Annotated in this window: 19 protein-coding genes; 5 read left to right on the forward strand and 14 right to left on the reverse strand. The window is 37.4% G+C overall.

Features of this window, described 5'->3' with window-relative positions; all coding sequences use genetic code 11:
• The first annotated feature begins 68 nt into the window (after positions 1-68).
• Together DKG77_RS11815 and DKG77_RS11820 are read left to right on the forward strand one after the other, a co-directional pair.
• Entirely contained in the window at positions 69-548 is a 480-nt protein-coding gene (locus DKG77_RS11815; protein WP_133248455.1) for a hypothetical protein, read from the forward strand.
• Positions 549-578: 30 nt separating this feature from the next.
• Positions 579-1,202, forward strand: coding sequence for a hypothetical protein (locus DKG77_RS11820; RefSeq protein ID WP_109663223.1), 624 nt, complete (start codon positions 579-581; stop codon positions 1,200-1,202).
• A gap of 9 nt (positions 1,203-1,211) precedes the next feature.
• Here the strand turns inward: DKG77_RS11820 and DKG77_RS11825 are convergent, their stop codons facing one another.
• The 5 genes from DKG77_RS11825 to treF all read right to left on the reverse strand — a co-directional run bounded on the left by DKG77_RS11825 (position 1,212) and on the right by treF (position 8,501).
• Positions 1,212-1,865, reverse strand: coding sequence for a class I SAM-dependent methyltransferase (locus DKG77_RS11825; RefSeq protein WP_109663225.1), 654 nt, complete (start codon positions 1,863-1,865; stop codon positions 1,212-1,214).
• Between the two features lie 14 nt (positions 1,866-1,879).
• Positions 1,880-5,131: a WD40/YVTN/BNR-like repeat-containing protein gene (locus DKG77_RS11830; protein ID WP_109663776.1), complete on the reverse strand. Its 3,252-nt coding sequence runs from the start codon at positions 5,129-5,131 to the stop codon at positions 1,880-1,882.
• Positions 5,132-5,236: 105 nt separating this feature from the next.
• Positions 5,237-5,650, reverse strand: coding sequence for a DUF3052 domain-containing protein (locus DKG77_RS11835; protein WP_109663778.1), 414 nt, complete (start codon positions 5,648-5,650; stop codon positions 5,237-5,239).
• Positions 5,651-5,762: 112 nt separating this feature from the next.
• Complete coding sequence (locus DKG77_RS11840; protein ID WP_109663226.1) at positions 5,763-6,842, reverse strand: DUF2652 domain-containing protein; 1,080 nt, start codon at positions 6,840-6,842, stop codon at positions 5,763-5,765.
• 72 nt (positions 6,843-6,914) lie between these two features.
• A complete protein-coding gene (gene treF / locus DKG77_RS11845; protein ID WP_109663228.1) occupies positions 6,915-8,501 on the reverse strand; it encodes an alpha,alpha-trehalase TreF in 1,587 nt (528 codons plus the stop codon).
• 249 nt (positions 8,502-8,750) lie between these two features.
• Here treF and DKG77_RS11850 point away from each other — a divergent pair, with 249 nt between their 5' ends.
• Genes DKG77_RS11850 through DKG77_RS11855 form a run of 3 tightly spaced genes read left to right on the forward strand, consistent with a single transcriptional unit; the run spans position 8,751 to position 10,729 of the window.
• Positions 8,751-9,395, forward strand: a complete 645-nt coding sequence (locus DKG77_RS11850) for a GntR family transcriptional regulator (RefSeq protein ID WP_109663230.1) — start codon at positions 8,751-8,753, stop codon at positions 9,393-9,395.
• A 51-nt stretch (positions 9,396-9,446) separates the two neighbouring features.
• Entirely contained in the window at positions 9,447-9,578 is a 132-nt protein-coding gene (locus DKG77_RS17220) for a hypothetical protein (RefSeq protein ID WP_279305972.1), read from the forward strand.
• A 50-nt stretch (positions 9,579-9,628) separates the two neighbouring features.
• On the forward strand, positions 9,629-10,729 hold the full coding sequence (locus DKG77_RS11855; RefSeq protein ID WP_109663231.1) for a helix-turn-helix domain-containing protein: 1,101 nt from the start codon (positions 9,629-9,631) through the stop codon (positions 10,727-10,729).
• Here the strand turns inward: DKG77_RS11855 and DKG77_RS11860 are convergent.
• The 9 genes from DKG77_RS11860 to moaA form a co-directional block, all read right to left on the reverse strand.
• Entirely contained in the window at positions 10,724-11,236 is a 513-nt protein-coding gene (locus DKG77_RS11860; protein ID WP_109663233.1) for a hypothetical protein, read from the reverse strand. The two genes, DKG77_RS11855 and DKG77_RS11860, sit on opposite strands and share 6 nt — an antisense overlap.
• Positions 11,237-11,311: 75 nt before the next feature.
• Complete coding sequence (locus DKG77_RS11865) at positions 11,312-12,328, reverse strand: amidohydrolase family protein (RefSeq protein ID WP_243414917.1); 1,017 nt, start codon at positions 12,326-12,328, stop codon at positions 11,312-11,314.
• A gap of 64 nt (positions 12,329-12,392) precedes the next feature.
• Positions 12,393-12,992, reverse strand: coding sequence for a nucleotidyltransferase family protein (locus tag DKG77_RS11870; protein WP_109663236.1), 600 nt, complete (start codon positions 12,990-12,992; stop codon positions 12,393-12,395).
• Between the two features lie 3 nt (positions 12,993-12,995).
• Positions 12,996-14,006, reverse strand: coding sequence for an XdhC family protein (locus tag DKG77_RS11875; protein WP_109663238.1), 1,011 nt, complete (start codon positions 14,004-14,006; stop codon positions 12,996-12,998).
• A gap of 1 nt (position 14,007) precedes the next feature.
• Positions 14,008-15,207, reverse strand: coding sequence for a molybdopterin molybdotransferase MoeA (locus tag DKG77_RS11880; protein ID WP_109663240.1), 1,200 nt, complete (start codon positions 15,205-15,207; stop codon positions 14,008-14,010).
• Complete coding sequence (locus tag DKG77_RS11885) at positions 15,204-15,986, reverse strand: sulfite exporter TauE/SafE family protein (RefSeq protein WP_109663242.1); 783 nt, start codon at positions 15,984-15,986, stop codon at positions 15,204-15,206. Before DKG77_RS11885 ends, DKG77_RS11880 begins: the two co-directional genes overlap by 4 nt.
• Complete coding sequence (locus tag DKG77_RS11890; RefSeq protein WP_243414918.1) at positions 15,977-17,077, reverse strand: HesA/MoeB/ThiF family protein; 1,101 nt, start codon at positions 17,075-17,077, stop codon at positions 15,977-15,979. Before DKG77_RS11890 ends, DKG77_RS11885 begins: the two co-directional genes overlap by 10 nt.
• The gene (locus DKG77_RS11895; protein ID WP_109663245.1) at positions 17,034-17,654 is read right to left on the reverse strand and encodes an NTP transferase domain-containing protein; all 621 of its coding nucleotides are present in this window, start codon (positions 17,652-17,654) and stop codon (positions 17,034-17,036) included. The genes DKG77_RS11890 and DKG77_RS11895 overlap by 44 nt, the downstream gene beginning before the upstream one ends.
• A 23-nt stretch (positions 17,655-17,677) precedes the next feature.
• Positions 17,678-18,664, reverse strand: coding sequence for a GTP 3',8-cyclase MoaA (gene moaA / locus DKG77_RS11900; protein WP_109663247.1), 987 nt, complete (start codon positions 18,662-18,664; stop codon positions 17,678-17,680).
• Between the last annotated feature and the right edge of the window lie 29 nt (positions 18,665-18,693).

Consider the following 18,693-nt stretch of genomic DNA (forward strand, 5'->3'; position numbering starts at 1 on the left):
TATTCCACAGAATATTCACTAAATTGTTTTTACTTTACAAAAAAATGTTTCGAAAAAGAATTGATATTATGAAAAGAATTAAAAAAACCGCACTCCTTTTTACATCCCTATTATTAATGGTTTCTTGCAATACTGATGATGGAGTTGAAGGGATTGTCCCTCCAAACTTCGATGTACTTGGTCTTTGGGATTTAGTAGAAGTAAATGTTAGTGTAGGACAGGATTTAAATATGGATGGAACAGCGTCTACAAACCTAATGGATGAACTAGATTGCCTTTCTGGGACTTTGTTGATCGATGGTGATCTTGTTTGGACATATGAACAATCCAATATTGCCATTACCACGATTACAAGCAATCAATTTAACGCTGATTGTACAGGAACTACATCTGCCACAGGCACTTGGTTTTCAGATGAGACACAAGTTACTTTTGATGGAGATGACGCTTTGACAGTTCTCAGAATTTCAGGAGATCAATTGGTTAATGAAGTGGGTGAAGATCTTCCCGGTGTTCAAAGCTTTGTGTATGTATTGAGAGTATTTTAGTTAATTGGCGACCTAACCTAATACATTTTTATGTTTAGACTTTTATTTATTCTCTTTTGCCTTCATTTCCCTCAACTATATGGGCAAGTAAACCCTGTTAAGGTTGTTGAAAAAGAATCGAACAATAGGATTACTTTTTTTGCTGAGAACAGGACGTTCAAAGATTATGATGTCCTTTTTGAAGTTAGCGGCAAGAATTTTAGACAAAGTGCCGCAAAACCAAGACTTATTAGAGTTCCCGCTACCTCCAAAGTGCATTTAAAGACCATTGTTCTTTTTAGGGACAAAAAACCGGTCTATACGAAAAAACTGATTGTAAATGACAGCTTATCTAAAAGAGCGGTTAAAAAGGAGTTTGAAATTTTGGATGTTCCGCCACCCAAAATAAAACCAAAGAAACAGATAACCATTTATACCACTACCGATTGTAGCAGTTGTGATAGCATAGTCACAAAGCTAACCGCTGAAAATTATCTTTTTAGGAATGTTGTGCTCAGTGAAAACCAAGAGGTTAAAAAACAGGTTGGTAGTTTTTTGGCCAAATCTCCTGAGGAGATGGACACCATTTCCAGCCCAATAATCAGTTTGGGCGGTAAACTTTATAGTTGGATTAAATCTTACGAAACTTTGCAGGAGGAGCTAAATAGAGAATAGCTAAAAGTGCTATTCTGGTTTTTGAGCCAACAGCACCCACATTTGTTTGTCATCCTCCCTTTCCCATTTGCCGTGGTCTTTTATTTCAGAAATAATTGTGAAACCAGCTTGTTGCAATTCTTTACGAACATAGTTAGCACCCAATGAATGGGCGCTAACCTGTTCCTCTCTTGATTTGTTTCTCACTCTTTTCTTCAGTTTCTCTAAAAGCATCAACTTTCCACCAGGCTTTAAAGAACTCTTTACATGTTGAAGGATTTTCTCATGGGAATCCATTTCATGATACGTATCCATGATAAAAACTACATTCAGTTGATTCGAAGGTAATTTTGGGTCATCATAGTCTCCTAAAACCGTCGTAATATTGGTTAGGTTCCTTTTCTTGGCATTCCTCTGTAAAGTTTCTAACCGATCTTGTCGCACATCAACGGCATACACCTTTCCTCGATCTAAAACCTTTTTGGCCAAATGAATTGATAAATACCCTTCATGACATCCAATGTCAGCTACTTTATCTCCTTCGCTAACACCCGCCATTTTTAATAGAGTAGCGGTTTTCATCCACTCATCTCGTTCTAGCCAGTCATGTTCTACATATTGGGAGTGTAGCCCAAGGGTAAAAAAAAGGCATATAAATAAAACGAAATGAATGTTTGTTTTCATTTGTAACCTAAAGTTTAATCCTCTATGAGCCCCTGACCTTCAATCCAAGGTGCTCCTGCCGCTTTCAATTCTGTTTCAAGCGAAGGGAGTGTGTTTTTAACGAGAACGCTCAACTCCTTTTTAATTGATTTCAATTGATCATCAGCTCTTTTCAAAGCGATTTTATGGTTCCCAGTTGGTCCGTAGGTATTTCTTAATGCTACCAAACCAATAAAGCTTCCGTCATTTGGAGATGGAGGGTTCTTCTCCCCTACTTCATTTTTTGCAGGACTACCATTCATCTGCTTACTAAGTGATTGTAACAGCGATTTAGCACTATGTATTTTAGACGCTAAAGTCGTGGTTGGGGTTGTAGCTTCATCAAAGGCACGCTTCATAGCATTTACATCTGCAATAGCTTTCTCTAATACGGAACTTGTTGCTGTCAAATCCTGCTGGAAGTTTTGGTACATGGCTCTAAAAGCATCTATTTCTGTGGTTGGCTTGGCAGGCAGCGCTCCTTTGGATAAAGGTTTAACTTCAAAAGATTGCGCACTGGAAAGCTGCTTTAATTCTCCATCAATGCGTTGATATAGTTCAACAGAATAAGTTCCCGGTGTAGCTAAAAATGGAGATCCAAAGAAATCATCATCATCGCTCTTTGGATTCTTTAATTTAATCCCTGTTCTATCAGCGTAAGTAAGGTTCCAAGAAACGCGATTAAATCCTTTCTTGTTTGTACCATTTACAGTATTGACAACTTTGCCATTACTGTCTTTTACAAGCAATAAAATTGCAGACTTTTCTTGGTTTTTTTCCTTGTCCAAAGCCTCCCAACCAGGAAAAGAAACATTACTTTTTTGCTTATTAAGTTCTTTTTCCCTCTCCGTTCTTACATCTTTTAGCGATTTCATTTTCTTAGGCAAGAAATATGTGAATGTTGCTCCATAGCCAGGGTTCTTTGCAGCATATTCGGAATTTCCTTGACCATAAACTTCATCTTTCTCAATATACCAATATGCGGGCTTTACCTTAAAAAGAGTGGTCTCCGCCATTTTAGATGAGTCAAAATCACGTAAGGCCGAAATATCATCCAAAACGTAAAAACCTCTACCAAAAGAAGCACCAACTAGGTCGTCTTCTCTTCTTTGAATAGTAACATCTCTAAAGGATATAGTCGGTAGACCTCCTTCAAGTTGTAACCAACTACTCCCACCATTGCTTGTAAAATAGATGCCATATTCTGTGGCAGCAAATAAAAGGCCTCTTTTTTTATGATCCTGAACAATTCTCCAGGTAATCAGCTTTTTAGGTAGGTTCCCATTAATAAATGTCCAGCTATTACCTCTATCAGTACTTTTTAAAAGATATGGCTTGTAATCTCCAGCTTTATGGTTGTCAAGTACCAAATAAACCGTGTTTGCATCATATAAATCCGCACGCACATCATTCACAAACGCTCTATTAGGGACTCCTTTTATATTTCCTAACATCACCTTTTTCCATGTATCTCCGCCATTTTCCGTTATCTGAAGAATTCCATCATCGGTTCCAGCATATATAAGACCTTCCTGTAAAGGCGACTCAGCCAACGATGTAATGGTGTTGTAATTGGACATTGCACCCACATCCCAAGGATTGTCCCAACTTTGTTGTCTTCCTAAAATTGGCAAGGTCAGGCGCTCTTCGTTTCTAGTTAAATCTTGGGAAATTGAAGTCCAATCATCCCCCCTATTTTCAGATTTCCAGACACGATAAGATGCAAAATACAAGCGCTGTGGATTATGTGGGCTCACCAAAATTGGTGCATCCCAATTAAAGCGTTCATGTGGCTCTCCCGCTTTAGGCTGTGGCTGAATAAAAACGGTCTCCCCTGTTGTCTGATCTATTCTCCATAACCATCCCTGTTGAAATTCGCCATATGTTATATCCGGGTTTCCTGGTTCTGTAGCAGATTGATGACCATCTGCTCCTAAGGTAATCCACCAATCCGAATTTAAAATCCCAGCTTTACTTCTTGTTCTAGAAGGGCCGCCATGAGACCCATTATCTTGTGTACCACCATAAATGTTATAAAAGGGAGCAGAGTCATCTACTGCAACCTTATAATATTGTGTAAGGGGAAGGTTTCCAAAAAACCTCCATGTTTTTGTTAAATCATGAGATTCATACAATCCACCATCTGTACCAAAAAGCACATAATTGGGGTTAGATTTTTTAAATGCCATAGCATGACTATCCACATGCTTTTTGTCCTCGTTCATTTGTTCAAAATGCTTCCCGTTGTCGTTAGAGACTTGAACATAATTACTCATTAAATACAGCTTGCCTTTTTGATGTGGGGATGCATATAGCTCTTGATAATAATGTGGTCCTGTACCTCCAGAAACAGCGTCTGATTGTTTTGTCCATGAAGCTCCTTGATTGTTTGTTATGAACAATCCTCCTTTTTTACGATCTAATTCAATTGCCGCGAATATGGTTTCATGATCAAAGGGAGAAATTGCCAATCCTATTTTACCCAAGTTCGATTTTGGTATTCCATTGGTCAGTTCTGTCCAAGTATCTCCTCCATCAGTACTTTTGTGAATTCCTGAACCGGGTCCGCCGCCCATGTAAGCAGCAACGGTTCTATGTCTATCCCAGGTTGCAGCATATAATATATCTGGATTTGTATGATCCATCACAATATCCGTAACCCCTGTCCATTCACTATTTCCAAGTGTTCTTTTCCATGTTTTACCTCCATCAATAGATTTGTAAAAACCACGTTCCCCTCCTTTGCTCCAAAGAGGACCTTGCGATGCAACCCAGATAACATTTGAATTTTCTGGATGAACTATGATTTTAGATAAGTGCTCTGAGGTTTTTAGCCCCATATTTTTCCAAGATTTTCCTTCATCATGGCTCACATAAATACCATCTCCAAATCCTACATGCCTTCCTCCCACATTTTCTCCGGAACCTACCCAAATTGTACTTGGGTTATTGGGGTCTATGGTAACACAGCCAATGGAGTAGCTGGATTGACTATCAAAAATTGGTTTCCATGTAGTTCCTGCATTGGTAGTCTTCCATACTCCGCCAGAACCCACGGCTACATACCATACACTCTCATTCTTTGGATGTATTGCAATATCCGCTATACGCCCTGATGTTAAAGCAGGACCAAGGCTTCTAAATTCCAATCCATCAAAAGTGGTAGAATCAGGCGTTTGTGCTGTTAATTGAAATGAAAAAAAAACGAATAAAAGGAGTTTGAAATAAATCTTTGAGCTGAGTTTCATGTGTAGATTTTTTGGTTGAATAAGCACGGAAAGATAACCAAAAGCAACAGGCTTATTTCTAAAAGAAATGTGAAAATAATTGATGCTGTTCAAAAAAGATATGAACTATTTTCTATCCTTTAATCGATAAACAAATTTTAACCCGCTCCAGTCCTCATCAATAGCTGCGACTTTTACATCTACAAGACCTATGGACAAAAGGTACTCACGGATGGGTTCTCGTTTTAAATCTGTTTCTATTTTAGATGAACCTTTGGGCCAACTAATCCATAAGGAAGCGTTCTTTTTTAAACTGTTTTTACAATTGTTAGCAAGGGTAGTCAATTCTTTCAAAGAAGTGCAGAAAAGGTGAGCAAAGTCTGCAGATTCAAATTTTGCGGCTTTAAGAATAGTTACATCGTCAGGAAAGTCTGTAAATAGCTCAAAGTAATGGGATGGTTGATTTACAAGAAGAATTGAAAAGCCCTCTTTAATGCCCAACTTTTTTGAAAGCGGTGTTCCCGAATATCCCGTTGCCATACAATTGTTAATTTGGTCTTTCCAAAATAAATAGGCCATCCAGCCTATGTATTAAAAACAGCTCAACATTAGACTTGGTAGCATAGTCCATAATATATAAAATAACCTTAGACTATTCGTTGCTTTCAACAAAATTCAACAATCCTCCCAAAGCTTTTTCAATATTCTTCCTAAATATTTTTTTGCCAAAAAGAGCCATTATTAGTTTTTTAATTGGTGACTTGGCAGTCCAAAATAATTCCATTTCCAATTCGCAGCTGTTTTCGGAGATAGGAGTAAAAATATAGAACTGATAAAACTCATCTACTGGTGGCGGACTTGTGGTAAACTCACCATAAATTAAACTCCCCGGCTTTACCTCTTTTGTAGCCGTCGTGAAATTTAAATGCTTTCCATTAACAACACAGATATGTTCAGAACCAGCTCTTGTAACTTCATTTTCTTTATATTCCAATCTGTCTATTCCTTCGGTCCAATTGTGTCGGTATGCGTAGTTTGTCACGTATTCCAAAAGTTCCTCGGCAGCTACAGGGAATACTTTCTTTATTTTTAGTTGAGGTGGTCTATCGAAATGGACATTATTGGGCTTATCAAAAGCCCTTAGTTTAAGCTCACTTGGATCTATTATTGAATAGATATAATCGATTTCTTTATCGTCATAAACATCTGAGCCCTGTCTAAACCTAAAAATTTTGCTTGAATAATAAGGGGATAGCATAACATCTAGGGCCAAGGTCCTGCTTATTAGCGCATAATTATCGCTATCCACAGAATTCTTTAGCAATCTATGCGCTTCTATTACTTGTTCTCCAAAGGGTTTTCTGTTTCCTTGAACCTCAATATGTTGAAGATTACCACTGTGCGCAACAATCTTTAATTGGAGATTTGGTGCTGTAGCGCAAGCATTACAGGGACAAATCCTATTTTTTTCAAGCATCTTAAGATGACTGTAAAAAGCGGTGAACATTGATTCAATCTGTGCTAAGAGATTCTCTTGCGATGGAATGTCATTTTCTTTATAAAAGAAGAGTGCATCTCCTTCAATCTCTGCCAATTTTAAATCTTGTGTGTTTGCGTTAAGAAGCACCTCAAGAAGTTCAGATATTACATGTTGGCTATGCTCTACCTCTGTAGTCTGAATAAATTTGGTATACCCAGATATATCCGGGATGAACAATAAGGATTTTGACATTTTTTTGATTGATGATTAGTGTTCAATTGGTTCGAAAACAATTGAAAAACTTACGAAAAAACGTAATATAAGTTATGGGGTTTGTGCTTCCATTTCTTCGAGCATCTTTTTAAAACCAAGTGCAACACCATTGGTCCACCCAAACCCATCTTGGGTCTCATATTCTCCCCCACCTGATAGTAACGTTAAATCTTCTACGTTGTATTTCTCCATCATTTTTCCAGTATCCTTGTACACTTTCTCATTCAAAGCCAACCAACGGGTCATAATTTCCACTGCCTCTTCTTCATACCCATAATTTAAAAGCCCTTTAACTGCAATCCATTGCAAAGGAGCCCATCCATTGGGGGCATCCCATTGCTGTCCTGAATGGTCTAATGTGGTTACCAAACCTCCTTCTTTTAAAAATGAGGACATAATGACATCTTTGACTTGCCTCGCCTGGTCTTTTGTGGCAATACTGAAATATAAAGGGTAAACACCGGCCAATGTAAGTTCTGGTGTTATGGATTCTTTCTTGAAATTGTAATCATGAAAAAATCCAGTTTCATTATTCCAAAAATATTGTCTGATCGAGTACCTTCTTGATTGAGATCTTCTGTAAAACTGAGTCCTTGCATTTTCGTCTCCTTTCATCGTACTGGCCTTGTAAAGAATTCGCTCCATAAAATACAACAGGCAATTTAGGTCTATTGGTAAAATAGAGGTTGTCTCAGTAGTACTGAATTCATTTTTTTCACCATACCATCTAGAACTAAAATCCCATCCAGAAGCAGCTGCAGATCTTAGATTGTTATAGAGTAATTGCTGCAAAGAATCAGATTCCAGTTCACTTGCCAAATGCAAATCTTCCTTATAAGCTTCAGGTCTTGGGGTAAACTCCTTATCCCAATATCTATTTAGGTATGCAGGCTCACCTATATCCACCACATGCTGTTGTGGTCGGGCCGGAACAACGGTCTCACTGCCTTGCATCCAAAATTCATATTCTTTGGCCAGTTCTGGCACATAGTATAGAAGAAGATTTTCATCTTTTCTGGCAATAGCATCCACCATAAGGGAAAAGAAAGGAGGTTGCGACCTTGATTTGTAATAGTCCCTGGTGCCATTTGGAATAAAACCAACTGAATTTACCAAAAAGGCAAAGTTATCCACCATGTTTTTCGCTAGGTCATCCCGGTCGTCTGCCAAAAGGCCTTCCATCGTAAAATAGCTGTCCCAATAGTATATTTCTTGAAACCTACCCCCTGGTACGATATACTTTTTTGGAAGCGAGATCCTTGAGGAGAATGGGACAACACTGTCTGGCCCCCTGGTCAACATATCCCACATATGTGTTATATGCTCATACATTGTTTTGGTGGTATCCGTTTCAAACTCCAAGGCCTTCATTGATCGATCCTCAAAATTTTCGCCTACAAATTCTTTAAGGTCGAAACCATCCAATTCTTTTTGAGAAAGATATTCAGCTTCAAGAATCGAAATGTTTCGTTTTGGCACTAAATCAACAAAGGTCTTTGAATCCTTGAAAACGGCTGCCAGTTGTACATCCTTAAATAATTGAGTTTCATAAAAATTTACAACTTGTATCTTCTCATCTTTTTTACAAGAAGCAATTAAAAGGAAAATAGCAAAAAAATAGGTGTAGTGAAGTTTCATATGAACAGTTACAATTTTCAAAGCAGAAAATTAAGGATTTAATTCAACTCTTTAAATATCTCTTTTAGTAATTATTGTGCTGTTTCAAAACTCATGACAGTCCCTTTTTGGGTGTACTTAGTTTGTTAAGAGGTATATACATATTTCTACAATGCGAGTTCAAGAGGAAAATGAAATATTATAATTGTTGTTAGAGGCAAAATATGACCATTAAAGCGTTAAATCGTATACGATTTGTATCTTAGCGGTATGCAACCGCACCAGATTTTGCGTAATACGGTAAAAGCACATTTACTTGAACAAATACAGAAGGGTGAATTAAAAGTTGGCAAAACCATTAATCTAGCCGCTCTTTCTCGTAAAATTGGGGTTAGTGTGACACCCATACGAGAAGCATTAAGTCAATTGGAACAAGCAAGAATAATAAAAGCTGTTCCCAATAGAGGATTTGTAGTGTCCACGCTAACCAAAAAGGAGGCTAAGAATCTCTATGATACCATTGCCCAGCTTGAGGTAATGGCACTTGAGAACTCTATTTTTTCTGAGGAGGATGTTAGGTCATTGCGGTTGCAACAATTGAAACTGCAACAATCACATACTTTTATGACCAGATTAAAAGTAAGATTTCAATTCCATCACCTTTTGGTACATAAATGTACCAATACCGTTCTCTTACAAATTTTGGAGGACCTTAAAGCAAGACTTCTTTTTTATGAACAGGGTTTTGGACAGGATGCCTCTTTTTATGAAAATGTAGACAACCAAAACGAAGCCATTGTCCGGGCGATTGAAGAGGATAACCTTCCTACGGCAGCTTTAATACTTAAAATGAACTGGATGGTTGTTTTGGAATATATTGAAAGGCAAATGAGCACTAATATAGCGGCCAGTTAGGCTCAAAATAAAGTAAGAAGAATTCCGTTAGTTATCTATTAAATGCCTCCTATGCAGTTTTTAAACAAAGAAATTGAAGTTTTGGTAAGGCGCAAGAAATCCAAATCGTTGGTTAAAAAACAGATTTCTTGTGGAATTTCTCAAGAGTATGACTCCCAAAATGAAGATTTGGAAAAGGATTGACTTTTATCCTTTAATAGCATTGTTTACTTTTGAGTAAACCCTGTTAACCATTGAACCAAGCTTATCCTGATCTTATTTATAATGGAGTGATGCTATGCATCAATATCCAACTTCTGTTAATTTCCGTATTTTACTTTTATAAGAGACAATTAAGGCTTGTTATCTTAGGAGCGCTTTGTTTTTTCATTGGGGCTATATTCATCAACAATCTTTATTGGAACATAGTTAAGGAAAGCTTCTTTCTTAGCTTATTACTGGGTGCGGGTAAAAATCTCTTTTTTGGACCTCTCATTTATCTTTATGTTTCTACTGCGCAAACTCCAAAAAAGAGGTTGAAGAAACATGTTTTGGCACATTTGACTTTTCCTTTTATAATCCATATTGCGTATTTGACCATTAAGTTCGGATATAGCTCCTTTTATACCCAGAATTACTATTGGACAGTTATTTCTCTTGGCTACGTTTTAGTGGCAATTTCATTGTTTTATCTTGTTTTTGGAATAATAGAGTTCAAAAAAAATAAGGTAAAACCTTTGTCTCCAAGGGTTAAGAGAAGGTATGGGTATTTTATGCATGTTCTGTTAAGCTATTATTTCGCCATCAATTTGTATAACATCTTACCCTATTTGACAAATTCCCCATTTTTTGCCGCAAACTTTTTTACTTTAAATAGATATGTTTTTATGCCTATAGGCTTGCTGATCAACACTTATTTGTTGCTGTTTTCAATTACTGAATTCTTCAAGTTCAAATCCCTTTTTGTGCCAAGTAGATTATATCAAAAAACCGATATTGATCCTGCTGGAATGAATGAATTGACAATTAAGCTAAGAGAACATTTGATTGAAGGAAAACTGTATACTGATCCAAATTTGACCATTTCGAACCTTGCAAAAGAATTACGAGTGGACAAAAGCAGGTTAAGTCATTACTTTAAAGAACAGGAAACCAGTTTTAGAAAATATCTAAACTCAATTAGAGTTTCTGAATTTAAAACACTCTTGTTGAGCAAAGAGTTTGAAAACTATAACTTAACTGGACTATCTACAATGGTGGGGTTTCAATCAGAAACTACTTTCTTCAGGGTTTTTAAAGAGATAGAAGGAATTACCCCAAGTGAATTTCAACAAAAGAACAGTACAGGCTTATAGTTCGCTGACTTTTGTAAGTGTAAACACAGCAGGTGTATTTGAAACATTGCAATCATCAACATTCATTTGAACAACCATCCTGTTCGCATTTCCACTTGTATCCAAAGTGCCGGAACCTGTATAAGTGCCTGTGCAAGGATTTTCCGGGTCAATATTAAAATCTACCCATATTATAAAATTGGTCAACGACATAGTTTGGGGGTTGTAATCAAAGTTGAATGTACCATCTTGAGCGTTACTACTGCAACAGGGCGTAAAGCTACCGGTCTCAAAAAAATCTCCCTCAAACTTATTTGTAGAGGCCATGTTCACGATCAAAGACATTGGAACGGTAATGTTGTCTCCATTAATAGTAATTCCAATAGAACCAGTATAAAAACCTGTAACGGTGGCGACAGTGGTCTCATTTTCATCATCACCTCCATCATCACTACTGGTGCAGGATGTTATTAGTAAAGCACAAATTATTAAAGTGAATTTACTTTTGAAAAATTTTGAATTAGCCATGACATTTTTTATCAATGTTATGCATAAATCAAATTCTACTTCACAAAAATAACTATCAAAACATTATATTGATACTTATTTAAATAGTGCAGCATCTAAGCCTGGTATTAACCTCATGGCATTTTGGTAGTATACCTTCTGTAAGACAATGTCGGGCAAATCCAATCCATACATGGCCCAAAAGGCATGGTACTTTTTATAGTATGGAAAGTACTCATCAGCAGTTTCCAGAACTCTAAAGTAGGTAGGGAACTCCTGTGGTTTCCAACTGTCTTTACCAAAAAGAATGCGATCTTGATATTTTATAAAGAATTCTTTTGCCCTTCTTGGTTGTCTTCCCAACTCGGCTATAATGGCGCCAATGCCTACAGACATATTTGGTATCTCATCCATTAACTCCCCTAGCCTATCTAAATTGTTGGCGTACCATCCCATGTGGGCGTTGATGAATTTTGTGTTGGGATGTTTTTTGAACATGCGATGTTGTTCATCAATAATTTGCTGCCAAGGGGCTGGATTGGTTGCAGAGCGCTTTCTTCTTGGCCTGGTCTTTAATTCTAACCATCTTTCATTATCCTTATCCATAGGGTCCCAGAATGATTTTGGATCCGCAGCATGTATTAATACAGGAATTCCCAGTTCTCCACACTTTTCCCATATGGCATCTAATCTAGGGTCGTCTATTGCTATTCTATTTCCATTTATGTCCTTATTTCGTAATCCCAAGCTTTTATAAATTTTCAATCCTTTGGCGCCACTTTTCACGTCTAGCTCCAATTGCGCAGCTGCCAGTTCTCCCCAATTTGAATTACCAACCCCACTAAAATCAACATTTGCAAAAACCACAAACCTATTGGGATAGTTATCATTAACATTTTTGAGCATTGCACGCAGCCCCTCTCCAGAACCTCCACTTAGATTCACCATAACTCCCATGTTCATTTTGTCCATGTCCTTTATTAAACCAGATAAATCTTGGGTTGCCATTCTAAATTGATGACTATGGACATCTATAAATGGAAATTTGGCTTTGTTGACCGGATTTTCTGGAACGACCAAGGTGGGTTTTGGATTATACTCTTCAAAGCCCATTTCTTGAGCGTTTGAAAAAAATAAGCACAGTAATAAGCTTAAAGTAATAGTAGAGGTTTTCATATTAAAAATTCATATTATCAATTAGTTGTGAGTATGTTTCCGGAGTATCAATATCCAGCTCTTTTCCGTTGGGAAGTACGCTCTTAATGGTCGCTTGATACTTTTTAATGATATGCCTTGCTCCATAATCTCCATTCAAATGCGTTAATTCTGGGATAATGGATTGATGAAAAATTGCAGGAACTCCAAGTCTGTTTTCATAGGAAGTTGCTACGACTTTAAAATCATCCTGATCAAATTCTTTTTTTAACTGATTTAAATAGGATGCATCAATTAATGGTTGATCGGCTAACATGATCAAAAGTCCATTTTTACCTTCTGCATGTTTCAAAATGTATTCAGCCCCTATGGAGATTGAACTGCCCATGCCAGCTTTCCAATTCGGATTATGGATGATTTCTGCATCTAAAGATGTGGACTCTCTTATCTTTTCTCTATTAGCGCCTAAAACAATAAAGACCGAATCGGAGACCTGTTTTGCAGTAGCCACTGTGTTTTCTATAAGGGTGGAATTCCCCCATGGCAATAGTTGCTTAACCTTATTCCCCATCCGTTTGGATGCCCCTGCGGCCAATATTAGAGTTGAAATCCCGTCAGACATTACTTAAATATGAATCTTTCCGACTTTATCTTTTAAAAGAGATGGTTCTTTTTCATTAACAACTGCCAAGACTTCTGATATTACGGAAATGGCAATTTCTTGAGGTGTTTCTGCTCCGATGTCAATTCCAGCTGGCCCATGAATTTGCTCCAGATACTCTTCCGAAATATCGGGACATCTTTCCAAGAGGTCGTTAAAGAGCTTCTCACGTCTTCTCAATGGTCCCAGAAGTCCCATATATGCCCCTTTTTCATCCTTGAGCGCCATTAAGAACTGTAAATCTTTCACAAAACTGTGCGTCATTATAACCACGGCTGTCTGTTTGTCCATCTCCATTTGGAAGGCCTCGGGCTCTGAGGCCATGAGTTTTTTTATTCCAGGGAAATCGCTTTCTGTCTTTTCTTCTTTGGGATTTGCCACAACGGTTACCTCCCAACCAGTTAAAGAAGCGTATTTGCACAATTGAACAGCATCGTGCTCGGCACCAATGATTATGAGTTGGAAGCACGGATTCATTTCCTGCTTGAAGTTTTGAAGTTCACTAGTTACATTTTCCATCATCGAATTCACGAAAAAGGAAGCGTCATCAAAATTGAACACAGTATGATACGTTTCGTTTTCACTATGTTCTTTTTTAAAATATGAATTTATATAAAATGGTTTTCTCTCATTGATGGTGTTCCAAAACTGCGTTAGGAAATGTTCACTTGGTTTAAAGACTTCTAGAAGAATATATAAAACTCCCTCGCATCCCAATCTATACCTTCCATCATACACCATTACTTTTGGGACTTTGCCAGAGAAAACGGATTGTGCCTGTCGCAACACTTCTTTCTCAACACACCCCCCGCTTACAGCACCTACCATATCCCCATTTTCAAAAATCAGCATGCGAACTCCCGGTCTACGATAAGAGGACCCATCCAAAGCAACAACGGTGGCCAATACTGCAGTTTCGCCTAATTGCTTTCTTTCTTCGTATTGTTGAATTATCGTCTTTAACTCGTGTGTCATGCTATATTATCCTTCTTGTGGGTATGAACGGTACCAATTTCTTGCCTTCATCTAATTCTTCTTTAGGGCTTAGTTGAATAAAACCATCAACTTTAGAAAGACCTATAAGGTCACCAGAGCCTGTGGTTTTAAGCATTTTTGCAAACATTTCACCATTTATCTTACTGATAATAACCCCAATAAAAAGAGTCAATTCTGTTTTGTTGTGTATTGGCTCATTTAAAAATACTGCAAATTCCGTAGTAGCTATTCCTAAAGTTTTGTTAAGCCAAGGTTTAAAGTAAACATGGTAGTTGACAAACGTTGATACTGGATTCCCAGGAAACGAAAATATGGTGGTGCTCTTAGATTTGAGTTTTCCGAACCAGAATGGTTTGCCAGGGCGTTGTAGCACTTTATGGAATATTTTTTCTACTCCCAGAGTATTAAAGGTTTCAGGCAAAAAATCAAATTTACCTTTGGATACACCACCGCTTAAAAGCAAAACATCATAGTCGGTGATAAGGACTTCCAATTTTTTCTTTAAAACATCTGGGTTATCGGCAAGATGATACAGGTCTGCAGAAATGCTTTCCTTGATCAGCAATCCTTTAAGTGTAAATGAATTTGATTTCCTAATCTGATACGGAAGCGGTTTTTCTTCTACTCCAACCAATTCGTTGCCAGTAGCGATAACCGCTATTTTAGGAAGTTTTTTTACCAGAACTTCAGATTTCCCAACAGATGCTAAAACGCCTATTTCTGCAGCTGTTATTTGAATACCCGGTTTAAGCAGCACATCACTTATGGCAACATCACTTCCTTTATAGTGAATGTTTTGACCTTTAGTAACTGGTTTGAGCAATGAAAAAGTACCATGCTCCGCGTTGATATGTTCATACATCACCACCGTATCTGCATGCTCAGGAACCATGGCGCCAGTCATTACCTCTATACATTCGGTGTTTTTTTCCAAAACTTCTTGTGGGCTTCCCGCTTGTGCAATCCCTGTAGCTTTAAAAGTCTGATCCGGAGATAAAATGCCATTAAAACAAATAGCTATTCCGTCTTTAGTAGCTCTGTCAAAGGGAGGAAAATCTCTATCAGCCAAAATGGTTTCAGCAAGAATCCTGTTATTGGATTGCATTAGGTCAACATATTCGTTTCCATAATCTTGGATATTGTCCAGAACCTTGTGTAGTGCAGTTTTAAATGAAATCATGAAAATATGGTTAATTCCAATCCATTTTTAAGTAATACGCGTATTCCAACAAATAAAACAAGAAATGCGGTAAGCAATTTAATGCGTTTAGAGGATAGTTTTCCTATACTGAGTCTAACTCCTATCTGGCCTCCTAATAGTACTGCAAACAAAAGCCCAAGAATTCCAGGCCAAAATACTTCAAATGAATTGCTCAAAAACAGCCCTCCAATACCAGAAACAGAATTAACTAGAATGAAGAAGCTTGCCAAGGCAGCTATTTCAATGGGTTTGTCCCATTTCATATGATTAAGTACAGGGGCCAAGAAAATACCGCCACCAATGCCAACAAGGCCAGATAGCAGTCCTATACCACCACCGAGAATATAAGAAACGTAACCCGGGTACTTTTTAATACTGACTTTTGGCTTAAGCCTTAAGGTTTGATAGACAAGTGCCACAGCAGAAATAATCAAGGAACTCCCCAAAAGAATAAAGAAAACATGTTCTTGTAATCTAAATGATGCTCCAAGAAATGCAAGGGGAATGCTTGTGACTATAAAAGGAAGAAATTTTCTAAAATGTAAGTGTCCATTTTTGTAAAATAAAAAACAACTTCCAAGAACCACTGTTAGATTGCATAAAAGAGCCGTACTCCTTATGGCAAAAAAGCTGGTTAAGACCAATGTTAAAATAGCCAAGTAACTTGAACCACCACCAAAACCAACCGCAGAGTATAGGGTTGCGACTATGAAAAAAGAAAAAAGGAGTAAAATAAAATCGCCAGAGGCTAGGGACATACGGTCATCATTTTATTCATACCTCCTAAAATATGATAAAAAGTCAAATTTGGGTAGGCTGTTTGAAGATGTTTTAATGCCAGTTCGCTTCTTTTTCCGGATTGACAGATAATGTAAACCTCTTTGTCCGTGCTAATTTGACGCTCAAAATTGTCAAGATTATCCAATGGTACATTAATGGCTTCATTCAAATGGCTTTGGTCAAATTCCTCTGTTGTCCTAACGTCAATCAAAGTATATTTTTCTTTAGATTGCCTCAATGTCTGAAAAGCATTTACTCCGATGGAAGGAATTACATCGCATTCTACAGGTTCGTAAAAATCTTGAAGTCGTGTTATTTTCTTGTTTTCAGGAATGGTTTTAAAACTGATTTTACTAACAAACTGATTCAATCCATTGTACACCATTAATTTGCCTGAGAGCACTTCCCCTACTCCTGTTAAAACTTTTACCGCTTCCAAAGCTTGCAATGTTCCCATAATTCCAGGAATAACCCCAAGAACACCATTTTCATTACAATTGGGAATCTCTTCTGCATTTGGCATTTCTGGATACAAACAACGATATGTAGGCCCGTTGTTATAGTTAAAAACGCTTATATGGCCTTCAAAGCCATGCAGTGCGCCATAGACAAAAGGCTTGTTTAATATAACACAGGCATCATTGATAAGATAACGAGTTGGGAAGTTATCCGTAGCGTCAACTACCAAATCATATTTCTCAATGACTTTTAATGCATTTTCCTTGGTAAGGAAAGTATCGTGTGTTTTAAAGGTTGTCTGAGAATTTTGTGCGGTAAGTTTATTATGAACTACTTCCAATTTCAACTTTCCCAAGTCTTTTTCTGTGTACAGGACTTGTCTTTGCAGATTATGCATTTCAACAACATCTTGGTCCATTAAACCTAATGTTCCAACACCCATGGCATTAAGGTATTGAAGAACAGGCAATCCCAAGCCTCCAAGACCAACCACTAAAACTTTGGCTTTAAAAAGCTTTGCTTGGCCATTCTCCCCAAAATCCCTTAGACTGGTTTGTCTGATATACCTAGAATTCATCTGTCGTTTCCAGCTTAGATTTGATGTATTCATAATCCGAAATAGAATTGGCATTGTATAACACTTCATCATGCTCGGGATTAACCAGTTCAACATCTGAATTAATCAAAAATTTTCTAGGGCAACTGCTTTCAGAGGTCTGTAAATGGAGTATTGCCTTTTTTAATCCTTCAGGTTCCCAAATTGTAATCAGAGGTTCTGGTAAGTTGGTTTTTTTTGTAGCGTACGACGTTGCCAATTTATTGGGGTTCCTATTATCCGATAGATGTTTTAATGCTTCCAAATCAATCAAAGGAAGGTCACAAGCAAGTACTAGCCAAGTTGCATCTGGATACGCTTTATGGGCACTTAATATTCCGTTGAATGGGCCTCGATATTCATTTTGATCCACAATACTGTTGAAGATATCGTCCACAACAGATTGTTGCTCTTCACGTACGCTAAGGAAAACTTTGTCACAAGTATGCTCCAAGAGATTATAAAGGTACTCTTGTTGGGGTATTGAATGATATTTTATCAATCCTTTATCAGAACCCATTCGGGTACTTTTCCCTCCTGCCAACACCAAGCCATATAACTTGGTGGCTTCATTTCTCTCACTTTCTTTCATACTGAAAATTAGTACTATAATGGTTACCCCCCAATGGATGTCATGGAGTTGTCAAAAACAGTTGTGGAATGTTCCTTTTGTGCGTCAAAACCTGTTTTTGCCCTGCTTCCAATTGCTGTTAAAATGGCACTCTTTATATTTTCTTCTGCTGAATTTGAGCGGACAATATCCCTTAGATTTGTCTTTGGCTTTCCATACAAGCATGTAATCACATCTCCTGTAGCCGTGACTCTAAGTCTATTACAACTACCACAAAAAGTTCTACTGAAAGATGGAATAATACCAAATGTTCCTTTGTGTCCTTTTATTTTGTAATTGATAGAAGTGGATGTATCTGGAGATTCCAACTTTTCAAAATCTGGATATTCTTTGTTTATGTGCTCTAGAATTGCCTTGTAATTCCATTTGATCGAAGCGAAATTTTTGGAACCTCCATTAAAAGGCATTTCTTCCAGAAACCTAACTGAAACATTATAATGTTTCATCACTTCAAGAATGGGGAGAATGTCTTGCTCGTTTTGGCCATCTAAGACAATAAAGTTAATGCGGACGTTAAAACCTTCAGTAATCAATCGGATTAAATTATTGTGTACTGTATCAAATTGATTTCTTCTGGTAATGCGCTCAAATGTATCCCTGTTTATAGAATCCAAACTAACATTGATGTTCTTAATGCCAAGTTGTTTTAATTCATCAATATATGGACCAATTAATGTGGCATTTGTGGTCACGGAAATATCATCCAAACCATTCATCTTGGTCAACTCCCTTAGCAAAACCATTAAATCTTTCCTTACAAAAGGCTCTCCCCCCGTAATTCTGATTTTATCTATTCCCTGATCTACTAAAATCCTACTCACTTGAATGAGTTCTTTTATGGATAGTAGTTTGTCGTTTTTCACAAAATCAATACCTTCTGAAGGCATACAATAATTGCAACGCAAGTTACATCTATCTGTTACTGCAAGTCTTAGGTAATTGATTTTTCTATTGTGATTGTCTATCAACATAATTTATCCTCCATAGCTATCGAAAGATA

Source organism: Flagellimonas aquimarina, from assembly GCF_003149745.1.
In the GTDB taxonomy this organism is placed as follows: Bacteria; Bacteroidota; Bacteroidia; order Flavobacteriales; family Flavobacteriaceae; genus Flagellimonas; species Flagellimonas aquimarina.